The sequence below is a fragment of the Legionella qingyii genome (genome assembly GCF_003184185.1).
Genome location: NZ_QHJG01000002.1, coordinates 1 through 13,759 on the forward strand (window position 1 = coordinate 1; position 13,759 = coordinate 13,759).

Below are 13,759 nucleotides of genomic sequence, written 5' to 3' on the forward strand. Positions count from 1 at the left end.
ATTGATGCTGAAGCTTTTGGCTCCAAGAAATATAATTAAATAAGCGTTCTTTATATCCAAACTGAAATTTGGAATCGCAATGTTATCTCCTGATGTAGTCAAAGTTATTGATACTATTAGTGAAAAAATTGGAACTAGTAATTTTGAGTCATTAACTTTTGAAGATATAAAAAATGCATGTTTTATGGTGATGGGAAAAATGGAACATATAAAAACCAGCAACCAATTTCCTACACTAGATTATTCTAAAGAAAAAGAACTAATTGCATATAAGCGTATCGTGATGCTCTTGGTAGAATGGCAAGCTCGATTTATAGAAATGAAGAAAGATCATGTGTTGGGAAATTATATTGCTGATTTAAATTTCTTGCGTGATATGGTTCATTCAATTCCTGACGTGTTAGGTGATGTGTATAAAGAAAAAATAGGAAAAATTAATTTTTACATTTCCAACATACTTGCCAATATATACAAGCTGAACACTAAATTGCTTGAAGCGAATTGTTTTGATGTTGCGCTTATGGCGCACACACAATGTGCTGATGAAGTCACTTTTTTATATTCCAAACTACTCGAAATGCACTATACAGAGAAAATGCGTTATTCGGTTGTCATTAAAGGTTATTTTGAAGCAATTCAGGAGACATTTGATTTTTATTTAAAGGAAATAACCTATTTTCGTGATCTTGAGATTACTAACGCAAAATGTTTGAGTTACTGCGTAATGAATTATCTCCCTAAAAATGTACGGCATTGAACGCAGTACATTGCTTGCAATCACTCGACTCATTCCTGTTGTTACATTAAAAACGACTCATTCACTGTTCATTATTAAATCGCATGGAATAAAAAATACTATACTTAAGGAAAATGTGAGCAATAAATGGGTAATGAGTGATGGGAATTCTTCATATATCACCAGATGAGCATTTAAAACGGGTAATGGGTGATCCCAGTGATGCAATCTTAAAACAACGTGAGTTATCTGAAGCAACCTATCCTCTTTTGGTTTCCTATTTAGGATGGCTTAGAAGGCTCAATTCTATCCAAAATAAAAATGACGTGATTCATCAAAATGAACAATTTCTTAGTGAATTTATTCATTTGTGCGAGCACAATTTGCTCTTTTTTCTAACGGTTACTGGTCAGTTTGATGTAATTCGATCTCTTTTTGAAGATAAAGATCTATTGGCAAAAGAAATTGCATTGCTTGAAGAAATCGAAAAAGAGCAAGCTCAGGCTGCAGCCGCCAATTTACAGGATTTTGTGTTTGTTCCCAGAAAAAAAGAGCCATCATTACAACAACCTGAAGAACATAAATCGTTAGCCGCGCCTGCATCTGAATGGGAAAAATCGCTTTATGGCTTAACTAATATGGATTTATTTCGATATTATGAAGATGAAATGCAACGAATTACTCATCTCTACCATATGAAGCAAATAAAACAAATCGACACAACTTATGTGCAACATCTTACCCTAATGCGAGAGACATTAGATGTCATTAACCAAGACGATAACATTCGCGAAGAAACAAAACAAAAAGCGATAATACTTTATAAAAAATTAGTAGTAATAAAAGAGGAAATGGATGCGAGAAGTACAGAGATAACTCCAGTGGTTGGAGAAACTCCATTAGAGATAGAAGCCATTGAAAAACACCACCAAATTAAAAAAGAAAAATTTAAAGAAGCCCAAGGAGCTCTGGAAGCATTTTTTGAAGAAGTTCGTCATGAGTCACCACAATTACAAAAAGCTTATGAAAAACATCAAGCAATTACTATGAGTTTTCAAAAGGAAATCCAAGCGATTCAAAGCGAATGGAAAAAGGAGATGGAGGCGATTTCTGTTCATTATGAGAAAGCACGTGCTCATGCTTTAGAAGATGTAGACAGTAGTTTGAGTATTATTATAGATGAATTAATAAAATGTCCTGCTGATGAATTGGATAAAGAACAAATCAATAAACTGGATATGGCACTGATGCAATTAAAAAAATATAAAGAAGAGTTAAAAACAGTTGAGAAATATGATGCCACTCAAATTTTATTAAATAAATGTAATAAAGAATTGGAAAACATAGTGAGTATTGTTCAACCAATATTGTCAGAAGAATCAAAAAAACGTTTTGATATCAGTGTAAACCTGATAAAAAAAGTGTTTATTCTGCCTCAACCTCGCGTAGAGCAGTTATTGCAAACTCCAAAAAGTTCTTCTCTAATACAAGAAGTGCTTGATGTGGATTCTAAAACCCTTGCTCCAAGGCTTGCTGATCTTATACCTGAAGAGCAAAATGTTGGTTTTAAATCAAGCACACTTGTTGTTGAGGCAGAGAATAAGGAACAGCATGACTCTAAAGTACTTAATGACAATGCCCCCATTCCCGCGGTGCCTGCAATGCATAGCGTTGAATTGAACTCAAGTACTTCTGATGTTAATGCTGCGGACGAAGAACAGCTTGATTCTAAAGTACTTAGTGAAAATATTTCCATTCCCGCGGGGTCTGCAAAACATGACGTTGAGTTGAACCCAAATATTTCTGTTGTTGAGGCTGAGAGCGAAGAACACCATGATTCTACAGTTCTTAATGGAAATACTTCCATTTCCTCTGTGTCGGTGGAGCGAGGCGTTGACCTGAAATTTAGTAGCTCTGCTGATGAGCTGATGAGCGGAGAACAGTATCAGTCTAAAGTTACTCATGATGAAAAAGCTCAAATTGCTCCTGTTGCTGAAGAGCGCATTATTGATGCGGAACCAATTGACCCTGTGATTGAATTTTCAAGGCCTAAAGAAGAAGAATCTGAAGTTGCACCTAGTGAAGAACCTCAAAACTCATTGTCTGCTCAACGATATCGATTTTATATGAGTTCTATGAGGGATAGGACTGAGTTTATTGAGTTTGATCCTGAAAAACAGCACCATTATGAATCAATGATCGAAGAATTATCCACTGTTTTAAGTGAATTAAATGAAGATGCCGAACCAGAAATTGCAGAAAAAATAGCAAAAATCGAAAATCTTATTGAAGATGTAAAATCAATTGGCTTTGATAAAGCAAGCCCGTCTCACATTCAAAAAATTTGTGAAGCATGTAATTTGGGCATTGATTATGATCCTTTAAATCATGTAAAAGATAGCCTTGCCTCTATGTTTCAGTTCAATGATAAGCCACAAAATAGTGTGGGGATGTAAATGATTTTTGTATTATAATTGAAATTTTATACCACATCATGCCTCTTTTTTGTTATAATATGTCCAATTTTTTATAAAAGGGAGAAAATAATGACGCCACAAGAAGAAGCATTATGGCAAGCTATAACTAAAAAAGAATACGAAAAAGTTAAAACGCTGATTACTGATTATCCTGAATTAGTCAATGCAGTAAACACAAATGGAAGAACCCTTCTGATGCGAGTCGTTCTTCTCTTAACACCACCATTAGATTTGATTGAGTTTATTGCAAAACAACCTGATCTCAGCTTTGAAAGCGCTAAGGCGACTAAAACGACCATGAGTGTCATTTTATCCACTGGTCGTCCAGAAATTTTAGAACTATTTGCAAACGATCCACGCATTATTTTTGATGGTGAGAACTTGGCTTATGCAACAGCAAAGAAATACGTAGGAAGTGTGGCAAGCGAGAAGATTGAAAAATACACAAAAATGCTGACAATCGTTCGCGATGCGACCATACGCCAAGCAATTATGACGGATGATCCTTCTTTACTGGAGCGATTAGAAAAAGAAGGGGACAACCTGGCTCAACCATTAAGTGATGGCAAGTTTCCTGCGCGTCTTATTACTAAAGAATGTCCTGCTCCTAATGTGAAATTATGGTTTCAATCTCAAGTTGGAAAAAATGGGGCAAGCATTGCAAATCATGTCGATTCGTTCTTTTCTCATACTTATAAAATGCAGGAAATAGAAAAGGAGATGGAGGAAGTAAATCGACGCATGTTGGAGAGTAATATCAAATTATTTGATAAAACTTATGACAGTACCATGACACAAATGGAACACGTAGTATCTTCTCTTAGTCTTACTAACTAAATCAATTGGATCATCTGGGTGAATGCGCAGCTGTAGCCCAGGATCTGATCTTCTTTACTCTGATTTATCTTGTAACTCATTAATAAATGATTTAATTTGGTTTTAAAAACTCCAGGGGTGATGGTATCAATGTGGTATCAACGTGATGCTGAAGGATTAACCCTTCGTTTATATGTTCAGCCGGGTGCAAAAAAAACAGAGATTGTAGGTCTTCATGAGGGGGAGCTTAAAATACGCTTAAATACCCCACCACTTGAAGGTCGCGCTAATAAAGCACTTTTGAAGTATATTGCACAGATATTTAAAGTACCAGCAAGACAAATTACCTTGCAACGAGGAGATAAGTCCAGACATAAAGTACTGACAATTATTGGTTCTATGGTAGAGCCCGATGATTTACTTTGAATCGTGACGTAATTTTGCGATAGTACAAATGAACCAATAACCGAATCATTAATCTTATGAAAATTGAACAATTCTCCATCACGTTTAACACTTCTGGTCGAGGTACGCAGGATATTACTGCTGATGTGAAAGCGCTCTTATCAAAAACCACGATACAACAAGGCTTATGTCATTTATTTCTCAAACATACTAGTGCTTCTTTGATGCTTTGTGAAAATTATGATCCTCAGGTTCGCAAGGATCTAGAACATTTTTTGGTTCGATTAATTCCGGATGGGGATCCACTTTTTAAACATTTAATTGAAGGCCCGGATGATATGCCTGCACATATTCGTACTGTATTAACTCAAATCAGTTTAACCATTCCTATACAAAATGGAACATTGGTTTTAGGTACGTGGCAAGGTATCTATCTCTATGAGCATCGTTATCAATCACAAGAACGTCATCTGCTTATTAGTGTTGTAGGAGACTAATTGAGTTTTTGCTATACTATGAATCTCTTTTTTAACTGGAAAAAAATATGTCTTCTTTACCCCAATGCCCTAAATGTAATTCAGAATATACTTATGAAGATGGTAATCAACTAATTTGCCCGGAATGTTCCTATGAATGGGCAAAAGATGGTGTCGAAGAACAGAGCCATGACGATCAACGCATTATTAAAGATGCCCACGGTCAAATTCTGCAAGATGGGGATACGGTTACTGTAATTAAAGATCTCAAAATAAAAGGATCATCGCAAGTAGTAAAAGTTGGTACCAAAGTAAAAAATATTCGCTTGGTAGATGGAGATCATGACATTGATTGTAAAATTGAGGGAATTGGTGCCATGAAATTAAAATCTCAGTTTGTTAAAAAGGGTTAGAAAAGCATGTCTAAACCACTGCACGTTACTTTTTTATTTTATGAAGGAATGACGGCTCTCGACGCAATTGGTCCCTATGAGGTACTGAGTCGTTTGCCAGAAGTTATCGTGCAGCGGGTTGCATTAAATAAGGGACAGGTACGTACTTGTTCCGGACTCACATTAATTGCTGAGCATGCATTAAATGAAATTTCTCAAACTGATATTGTGTTGATTCCAGGTGCTGGTAATGCAACTGCATTACGTGAATGTCCTGAAATTCTTACATGGATTCAAACAATTCATGAACATACTTTATGGACTACTTCAGTCTGTACTGGAAGTTTGATCCTGGGAGCAGCAGGAATTTTATCTGGAGTTAAAGCAACAACTCATTGGGCAGTAATGAATCGATTGGAAAAATGGGGAGCCATACCGACACATAAACGATTTGTAACGGATGGTAAAATTATTACTGCAGCTGGAGTTTCTGCTGGTATTGATATGGCCTTATATCTTGCTGCAAAACTTATTAATGAAAATGTGGCGCAAAGTTTACAACTTGGTTTGGAATATGATCCCGAACCACCGTTTGACTCAGGATCACCAGATAAGGCACCACCGATATTAGTTCAATCGCTTCGTGAACGATTGAAACACAGGTTTGAACCCGAATAATCAGGGTAATACATAGATTACTAAAGCAATTAATCCGGCAAGGGCAATTATTGGATGAACAAGTACTGCCTTTTTGGGAAGTGCTTTACCTTTCTTAGCAAGTGCAACCATGCTCAATCCACCTAATGCAGCAACGATCAAAAAGATTAAACTTACGGCAAGAAGTGTCGATTTACCTGTCGCAAATGCAAGCATATGAGCGATGATTATGAGCAACCCCAATGCTGCAAAAACTGCATGAAGATTTCTCACCGTTATATTAATCGGCCTGTCTTGTAGTATTGCTGTCAAAAGAAAGAGACCACAAACTACTGCAGCAAGAAATAAAAGAATAGCAAGTATTAACATTTAACCTCCAGTACTGATTTGTTTAATCACATTGTAACCTGGGTGCAGCGAAGCGGAACCCGGGAGTTGATATAGAACTATCTGGGTTCCGCTTCGCCGCACCCAGGTTGAAAAGACGATTGAAATTTACTCAGGTGTTACATAATTTTCTTTTGACTTGGGAATATTGATGAATTCATTTTTCAATTGTGCTCCTAAAGTATCCTTTTTCATAGCAGGAGAAAAATTAATGATTGGGGCAGGATTTTTCAGTGCCTCAGTCAAACTAATAAATTTATATCCATTTTTTTGATACATTTCCAAAATATCCCCTAATACATAGCTATTAAGAAGGTTCGCATGAATTAATAATATTTGCTTGGTATTTCCGCCCTTAGAGTTTTTCTCGGCTCTTAGTGTTTGCTTCCATATATAAGCCAAATAACGTGGTTTTAACTTTTGAATATAATTTACTCGTGAACGATATGGAACTTTATAAAGCATTTCATTAAAGTCAAAATCTTTACTATCAATGGTTACAGGGGCAATAGTGTAATTATGTTTCTTTAGATAAGCATATACTTCTTGTTTTTTGGCTTTATTTCCTTCCGCTAGATAGGGATAGCGAAAATATTTGGGTTGAGTCATTATTGGCGTAAGAATTTTATCGGCACGATCTACATCTGCAATATATTTTTCAGTGTTGATCTGATTCAGATTATAATGTGAGTAAGTATGATTACCTAACATAAAGCCTGCCTGACGAAATTGCTCAAGGAAATCCCATTGACCTTTTTCTATCGCTCCTGCAATCACAAAACCCGTGACTGGAACTTTATATTTTTGGAATGTTTGTACAATTTGGGTAAAGCGTTCGGTTGATCGTTGTCGATTTCCGGGGGTATCCATTCTTGAGGCAACAAGAGGCAAATCATCCATAGTAATTGCTATTTCTTTTTCATCAGCAAAACATATTGAAGAAAATAATGTAATAAAGAGAAAGAGTAATTTAAGCATCGATGGTCCTTATCAAAATCTAATAAAGTGGATGGTAACATAATTCGATGAATACGTTAAAAAAAGATTGGCCAGCTATCAAGCTGGCCTGTCACTAACGCTATATTTTATGGATATTTTCATGATGAGTTCTTAAAAATTTCGGCATTTATACACATTCAGTGCATATTCCTTATGTCTAAATGGATGTACATGAGTAGGTATTTTTTGACATTGATCAAAATATTGTTTCAAGCAACTCTGGCGGTCATGCCGATCAATATACAATATTTCTTTCAAAGTCTTATCTGCAATTTTTTGATTGATGTCAACATTCCATAAAGCATATTGGTTTTGAGCAGTGCCACAACCTAAAGTATAAATAATCGGCTTGTTTTTGAGGAAAAAGAGCATGCGTGCTGTAAACCAGCCTGAAGTAAAGACTGTATCGGGTAACTCTGTATGACTCGCATTAAATTTTTGGATTAAATGATAGGAGATAAGTTTTTTTGATTTGATAAAATTAAATTTGGAGGTGTTATCTATTAGAATGCAGAGACTAATTATTGCATAAAGTATGAGCAATAAAATGGCGAATTTACGATAATTAAATGTTGTAAACCAATATCCAAATAAAATCGCACTGCTAATTATGTACGGAGTCAGCCAAAACTCCCTAATCCCTGCTTGGCTTGCGGTATATAAGTAAAAACAAAGAAAAGTAATACAAATGGTACGGCACAATGTCACAACCGATGCACTTTTTTCATCCAGTTTTTGGTTTCGTACTAAAAATGGAGGAAGAAGCATAATATTTAGTGACGGGATGAATGAGGTAAACAATGTTTTTACAGCATGATAAAAAGGGTTTACTCCAGGATTAAGTTTATGAGTGGTTAACTGATAGATAAATGATTGCCAATGATTTTGATAATTCCAGAAAATTACTGGACTAAAAATAATAATGGCTAGAATCGTAGCAAAATAAAAATGTCTTGATTTGAAAATTGAACGATAGGTACTAAAAATTAAAAAAATCAGCAGGGAAAGGATTAAAACGATGCCACTATATTTGGATAACATCATCAATCCGGAGCTTATACCAATTAAGTACAGGTCTCTTATTCTATTGGTTTGAATAAATTTTATAGTGTAATACAGGGTTAATGACCAAAATAATGCAAGGGGCGTATCATAGGTCGTTTGTTTTAAAATATCTAAGGTGACTAGTGGGGAAAATAGCCAGGATAACATAGTAATACAGCTTGCTTCAGGGGATAAAAAAAATCGAGCACTTTTATAAATAATCCCACTCGAGATGGCAATGCAGGTGATGCCTATAAAACTCAAGGCAAATAGGTTATCTCCGAACAATAAAGTTGCAAGCCTAATAAAATATGCAATCATTGGGGAGCCGTCATAATAGGATAATGCCAGGTGTCGGCTCCAATCCCAATAATAGTACGTATCAAGAGATAATATATTTATAGGTGCTAAGAAGAGTAAAATGATAAAATACAGAGTTAAAAACAGGTAAACACTTCGCGAGCTTAAAAAAGCCCACAAAATAATCCCATTATTTGCTTGTTTCTCTGATGGATATCCATTTCCCGGTAGAATATTCATGGGTGAAATTATTTTTTGTCGCTCCATTTTTATGACAATAGTTATCTTTAATTACTAAGTACATATTTATCTGCCCATATATGACGAGAATAAGTGTAGTAATTTAAAAGAGACATTAATCCAATGCCGATACCCATGATTATATTTTCACGTAAAGGTCCGACGCCAAAACAAAAAATTCCTAAGCGTAACCAATAACTTTGTAAGTTAATAATAAATACTGAATAAATAGTAAAAATCAACAGCCGCTTTATTTTTAAGGACCAGGGTAATTTATTCTTGGCGCTAAATGTAATTTTGCTATTTAAAAAGAAATTATTAATGATCGCTGCACATACTGCAATTTGTGAGGCCTCAAAAGGCGAGAATTGAAAGTATTCACGCAATACATTGTAGGTAATAAACTGTACAAAAATACCCAAGGAGCCAACAAGACACATTTTCAAATAGCGCTTGATTTCATGATATCGTAAAGTAAAAACGACTCGCAGTGAATCAACAACACTGTTTTTAGGTAATTTGCTGTACCCTTGATTTCGATCGATAAAATCAATGGGATACTCACGAATTTTTGCTTTATTTTTATGTAAAAGCCACAACAACTGCATTTTATATGCATAATGATTTGTAAGAAATTGATGAGGCAGAATTTTTATAAGTTGTTGCCTGCGAGTAGCACGAAAACCACTGGTAAAATCCTTATATTTTGGTGTGAGTACTGCTCGAGCAATGTAATTGCCTAAAATGGAGAATAATTTTCGATGTAATTCCCAATTACTCGGAATACTTCCACCTTCTACATAACGGCTTCCCAGCACACAATCACAATTTTGCAACATATCTAAGATAGGGCGAATATACTTGGGTTGGTGAGATAGATCCGCATCAAATTCAAAAATAATATCTGCATTTAGAGCAGTTAACGCATAATTCATGGCTTGCAAATAAGCAGAACCAAGTCCGGATTTAGTGGGCTCATTTTGTAAATGTAATTTTGGATAATTGCTCTGTAATGAAGTAACAATTTGTTTTGTGTTATCTGTAGAGGCGCTATCAAAAATTAAAATATGAATATCATATTGCTCAATTTGTTCTACTGATGCAAATACTTGTTCTATTGTTGATTGAATGACCAGCGCTTCATTGTGCGTTGGAATAATAATAACCACTTTCTCTTTTTCTAAAGAATTTTCTTCAATAGAATCAGAGGAATTATTTGCATCAAGAGTCAACTTTATATCTCGGGATTATGGATTATTTGGGGAGAGAGTTTATCAATTAGTTTTTAGAAAAAAAAGAGGGTGCTTTTGTACTTAAATCATTCTCTTAATTTTGATTTTGATCATTTACTTTTTTTTTAACTATTTTTTTGCAGAAAATTAACACTATTGTTTTAATCTGTTTCTAAATACCCATAGTACAATTGAGCAATTCTTCACAATTCATCTCAAAGAGTTCTTTTATGGGAAAATCAAAAATTGGTCTCATAAAGCATGCTTTTTTTAATAATTCATTGAAAAAAAATAATCTTTCCTTTAAAGAGGATGAGTTTCATTTAGATCGATTAAATGATGAATTTTTATCGTTTCATCAAGTATTTATATCGAATAAATCATGTTGGACACAAGAAAGCGTTACTGTGCATTATTTGTATTTCTTGTGTGATTCGCTAATTTCTTATTATCAACTTGATTTTGTTGATTCTGATTTGAAAAAATTAAAACAATTTCGCAAAAAATTAGAGGCATTTTATAAAATAGACCTTGCACAAGAAAAGCGAAAATCAATTGATAATTTCTCGGAGTTCATGATAGAGGGATTGCAAACAAGCATTCTAGATCATCTGACATCATTTATTAGTATTTCCAAATTACGCCAAAATGTCGGTGCTTTAAACACCTGGCGTTCTCAATTCACCCACAGCCGCAGTCTAGCAAATTATGTAATTATTTATCTTCAGAAGAGTTCTGTTTCTGAATTGATTCAAGAAGTTAATACGGTTCTTGGTAATCAATACAGTTTTATCGATGGCATTAATTTTCTGAATAACTCACGCAAAGCCATTACTGATCTGGGTATTTTCCTCTATACATTCCGTTTTGTGATTAATTTAATCTTAGTGCTCAAACATATTCTCCAGTCCGCAATAAGTGAAGAATTATCGTCAAAGAAAGTACTGAAACAAGAAATGGAAAAACGTGGTTTTATCATGGCTAGTGATTTGGTTTGGGCTGGAGTAGGTTTGTTAACTACTTATAATAATTTTTTTCATATTGCTGGCTCTGCTGTTCCACTAATTATTGTTGCTAGCCTTACTTTCGACACATTATTGTTGTTAGCACAGTGGCTTTTTGAAGCCGGCCAATATCAGGATCATGTCCAGGAATTACAGACACAATTAAATGATGCAACAACCTTCGAACAAGCCGTCATTCAGCGCCAGATTGATGTACTAAATGATGAATGGGAAGCTCAATGCACCTATTTTGCAATTAACATAGTAGGAGCAAACCTAATTGCCACCTGTTTTGCAATCAGTATGGTATGTACCGGTCCACTTGCTTTAGCCGGAATTGCATTATTTAGTATGCTTGGTAATGCATTGTATAACACCGCGGAAGAATATAAAAAATACCAAAAATCATCTATTGCGGTACGACGTGAATTGGCAAATGGTAAAATCCTGGACGATGATCATCATCGCCAACTCTTAAAAAATCTCAACGATGAATGCAGCAAAAATTACCTCGAATTTTGGAACAACATGGCCTTTAATGTGGGGGGAATTGCATTTCTTATTACTGCGGCCGTTGCTTCTTGGCCAATTGCCTTGGGTGTAACGCTAATCTATGTGGGGTATCGATTAAATGATACCTATCAAAAACAACTTAATCCTAAAGAGGAAGCTGTTCAAGATATCTATCGTCTTTTAGAACTCGATTCGGAGCAATCAGAGGGAGTCTGTTTACAGTTTGCCTATAATTAATTCGACTCCTTCAGTTTCTTATCATGCATCCTGACTAATTTTAGATAGCTTTTTTGCTTAATCTCTTATTTATAAATTTATAGACAAAATTACTAAAAATTCACTCAAATATTTAATAATTGCTTAATGTGTGCGATTTATAATCATATGATGCTGGGGGTAAACCAATAAGAGTATCTTATATGAAAGATGGCAAAATAAAGCATAAGCAAAAGCAAGGAAGAGACCGGGTTGCTATAATCGAAGCGTTTTCACCTAATGCCGATCATGAAAGAGAAAAATTTTTAAGGGAGGAAGGTTACGCATTGGCTGACACGGCAAAAACTCAGAAAAAAATCTATCGCTGTGTGGCAATCAATAATGATGCAAAAGCTTTATTAAAAAAACGCGATGCCATCACCGCTCATTTACAGGAACAAATTCAGGCGATAGAGGAACGTCTACAAGAGCCCATGCCCAGAAGCGCGTGCATTCTCTTACTTGAGAATCGCAATAAACTGCTGAAGACTGCCATTGCAAACATAGGGCAGATTGAAACCGATCTTTCCGTTATTGAAGAGGATTTATACCCTAAACTTGACCCCAAAGAACATGGCGAAGTTTTTTCGAGAAATAAAAACGCGGTTGCCCAACTTTATGCCCGATTAAAACAACATACTTTCAATATTCAATTTAAATTGGGGCGAATTGATCCCATATTACGTGACTCAATTCAGTCCGATCTGGAGCTGTTGAAAAAATTTCTTGATGAAATCGAGTCAATTACACAGAAAACAGGCGAAATCTATGAACGTTTAAAAGGAGGACGAATTCCACCCGATTTATATGCCGCGATGGCCAATGAGGTCTATGAGATTAATAAGAAAAAATTTGATTTCGAACAAGTTTGTAAATTAATTGAAGACAAACTTGAAATATCAAAACTGGATGCGGAAATTAAGCAACAGGTCGAAGAGCTTGAGGCTCTCCATGAGAGGTTGTCTACTGTAAAGGGTATTATAGATACGGCCTATTATAGGACGAATAGAGGTCCGGTTGATTTAGCAACACAATTAAAATCAGTTGATTTTAGTTTTAATACAACTGATTATGAGGCAAAACTACTTATATCCTCCATGCAATGGGACGATGATCTGACTACTAGACAGGAAATTATAAAAGAGCGAAAAAATTTACTTGCTCAACTAGGTGAGAAAAAAAAATATATTGCTCAAGTTATAAGTGTCATTGTTAGTCATCAGCAAGTCATTAAAGGTTTAATTGGAAAAGATTTAGATTTTTGTGTCAAAAGAGCTTGCCTCTATGAGGCATTTACAAATGCCCCTCATGATTTTTACCAAAATTTTAATAATTATCAAAAAGCACTGGAATATGACTTTGACAAAGGAATAGATAATCAGCAGGCACAATGGTATTTACATAGACTCTTAACTTATACTTTGGGTTTCTCAACCGATGTTCCTGATAACTGTGTTATTGTTCGCCATGTGAGAAATGTAGGCAGTGATCTCAAGAAATTAAAAGTGCAATTTGAAAAAGATTTTCCTCTGTTAACAGTTAAAAGCGAATTTTTTAATTACAATGGTAAATCTTATTTTATCTCTGATTCCATTAGAAAAAATTTAGAGAATTATACTTCAGCACGAGCAAAAATAAGTGATGCGTTTAAGGATGACAATAAGTCGAGCGAGTATGTTGATTTTCATCATGAATTACAACTTATTAGAGAAAGTAAAACTGAAATTGAGCAGTATATTATTGCATATGAAGAAGAGCTAAAAATCAATAGACTGGATCTTTTAGATATAAAAAGGAAAACTTTCAAAATCACTTCTGAAATTTAA

At 34.9% G+C, this 13,759-nt stretch carries 13 protein-coding genes; 9 read left to right on the top strand and 4 right to left on the bottom strand.

Going from position 1 to position 13,759, the window contains the following annotated elements; genetic code table 11:
• Positions 1-79 precede the first annotated feature (79 nt).
• The 7 genes from DGG96_RS01025 (at position 80) to DGG96_RS01055 (ending at position 5,980) form a co-directional block, all read left to right on the top strand.
• The gene (locus tag DGG96_RS01025; protein WP_110141167.1) at positions 80-757 is read left to right on the top strand and encodes a hypothetical protein; all 678 of its coding nucleotides are present in this window, start codon (positions 80-82) and stop codon (positions 755-757) included.
• Between the two features lie 140 nt (positions 758-897).
• Complete coding sequence (locus DGG96_RS01030; protein ID WP_110141168.1) at positions 898-3,192, top strand: MICOS complex subunit MIC60; 2,295 nt, start codon at positions 898-900, stop codon at positions 3,190-3,192.
• A gap of 90 nt (positions 3,193-3,282) precedes the next feature.
• The gene (locus DGG96_RS01035; protein ID WP_110141169.1) at positions 3,283-4,050 is read left to right on the top strand and encodes a hypothetical protein; all 768 of its coding nucleotides are present in this window, start codon (positions 3,283-3,285) and stop codon (positions 4,048-4,050) included.
• A gap of 129 nt (positions 4,051-4,179) precedes the next feature.
• Positions 4,180-4,455 carry a DUF167 domain-containing protein gene (locus tag DGG96_RS01040; protein ID WP_110141170.1) on the top strand — a complete coding sequence of 92 codons (276 nt, stop codon included), beginning with the start codon at positions 4,180-4,182 and terminating at the stop codon, positions 4,453-4,455.
• A gap of 56 nt (positions 4,456-4,511) precedes the next feature.
• The gene (locus tag DGG96_RS01045; protein ID WP_110141171.1) at positions 4,512-4,931 is read left to right on the top strand and encodes a secondary thiamine-phosphate synthase enzyme YjbQ; all 420 of its coding nucleotides are present in this window, start codon (positions 4,512-4,514) and stop codon (positions 4,929-4,931) included.
• 47 nt (positions 4,932-4,978) lie between these two features.
• Positions 4,979-5,323 (top strand): zinc ribbon domain-containing protein YjdM, encoded by a 345-nt coding sequence (locus DGG96_RS01050; protein WP_110141172.1) that lies wholly within the window; start codon positions 4,979-4,981, stop codon positions 5,321-5,323.
• A gap of 6 nt (positions 5,324-5,329) precedes the next feature.
• Positions 5,330-5,980 (top strand): DJ-1/PfpI family protein, encoded by a 651-nt coding sequence (locus DGG96_RS01055; protein WP_110141173.1) that lies wholly within the window; start codon positions 5,330-5,332, stop codon positions 5,978-5,980.
• On the opposite strand, the gene DGG96_RS01060 is transcribed toward DGG96_RS01055, so the two are convergent.
• The 4 genes from DGG96_RS01060 to DGG96_RS01075 form a co-directional block, all read right to left on the bottom strand.
• Positions 5,981-6,328: a hypothetical protein gene (locus DGG96_RS01060; protein ID WP_110141174.1), complete on the bottom strand. Its 348-nt coding sequence runs from the start codon at positions 6,326-6,328 to the stop codon at positions 5,981-5,983.
• A gap of 126 nt (positions 6,329-6,454) precedes the next feature.
• Positions 6,455-7,324, bottom strand: a complete 870-nt coding sequence (locus DGG96_RS01065) for a polysaccharide deacetylase family protein (protein ID WP_110141175.1) — start codon at positions 7,322-7,324, stop codon at positions 6,455-6,457.
• A gap of 132 nt (positions 7,325-7,456) precedes the next feature.
• Positions 7,457-8,956 carry a glycosyltransferase family 39 protein gene (locus DGG96_RS01070; RefSeq protein WP_240610423.1) on the bottom strand — a complete coding sequence of 500 codons (1,500 nt, stop codon included), beginning with the start codon at positions 8,954-8,956 and terminating at the stop codon, positions 7,457-7,459.
• A 20-nt stretch (positions 8,957-8,976) separates the two neighbouring features.
• A complete protein-coding gene (locus DGG96_RS01075; RefSeq protein ID WP_110141176.1) occupies positions 8,977-10,161 on the bottom strand; it encodes a glycosyltransferase family 2 protein in 1,185 nt (394 codons plus the stop codon).
• Positions 10,162-10,391: 230 nt separating this feature from the next.
• Here DGG96_RS01075 and DGG96_RS01080 point away from each other — a divergent pair, with 230 nt between their 5' ends.
• Entirely contained in the window at positions 10,392-11,915 is a 1,524-nt protein-coding gene (locus DGG96_RS01080; RefSeq protein WP_110141177.1) for a hypothetical protein, read from the top strand.
• A 182-nt stretch (positions 11,916-12,097) separates the two neighbouring features.
• Entirely contained in the window at positions 12,098-13,759 is a 1,662-nt protein-coding gene (locus tag DGG96_RS01085; protein WP_110141178.1) for a hypothetical protein, read from the top strand.

Excerpts from the sequence above, each read along its gene's own strand:
- DGG96_RS01025 (WP_110141167.1), top strand. The coding sequence starts at position 80 with ATGTTATCTCCTGATGTAGTCAAAGTTATTGATACTATTAGTGAAAAA.
- DGG96_RS01030 (WP_110141168.1), top strand. The coding sequence starts at position 898 with ATGGGAATTCTTCATATATCACCAGATGAGCATTTAAAACGGGTAATG.
- DGG96_RS01035 (WP_110141169.1), top strand. The coding sequence starts at position 3,283 with ATGACGCCACAAGAAGAAGCATTATGGCAAGCTATAACTAAAAAAGAA.
- DGG96_RS01040 (WP_110141170.1), top strand. The coding sequence starts at position 4,180 with ATGTGGTATCAACGTGATGCTGAAGGATTAACCCTTCGTTTATATGTT.
- DGG96_RS01045 (WP_110141171.1), top strand. The coding sequence starts at position 4,512 with ATGAAAATTGAACAATTCTCCATCACGTTTAACACTTCTGGTCGAGGT.
- DGG96_RS01050 (WP_110141172.1), top strand. The coding sequence starts at position 4,979 with ATGTCTTCTTTACCCCAATGCCCTAAATGTAATTCAGAATATACTTAT.
- DGG96_RS01055 (WP_110141173.1), top strand. The coding sequence starts at position 5,330 with ATGTCTAAACCACTGCACGTTACTTTTTTATTTTATGAAGGAATGACG.
- DGG96_RS01060 (WP_110141174.1), bottom strand. The coding sequence starts at position 6,328 with ATGTTAATACTTGCTATTCTTTTATTTCTTGCTGCAGTAGTTTGTGGT.
- DGG96_RS01065 (WP_110141175.1), bottom strand. The coding sequence starts at position 7,324 with ATGCTTAAATTACTCTTTCTCTTTATTACATTATTTTCTTCAATATGT.
- DGG96_RS01070 (WP_240610423.1), bottom strand. The coding sequence starts at position 8,956 with ATGGAGCGACAAAAAATAATTTCACCCATGAATATTCTACCGGGAAAT.
- DGG96_RS01080 (WP_110141177.1), top strand. The coding sequence starts at position 10,392 with ATGGGAAAATCAAAAATTGGTCTCATAAAGCATGCTTTTTTTAATAAT.
- DGG96_RS01085 (WP_110141178.1), top strand. The coding sequence starts at position 12,098 with ATGAAAGATGGCAAAATAAAGCATAAGCAAAAGCAAGGAAGAGACCGG.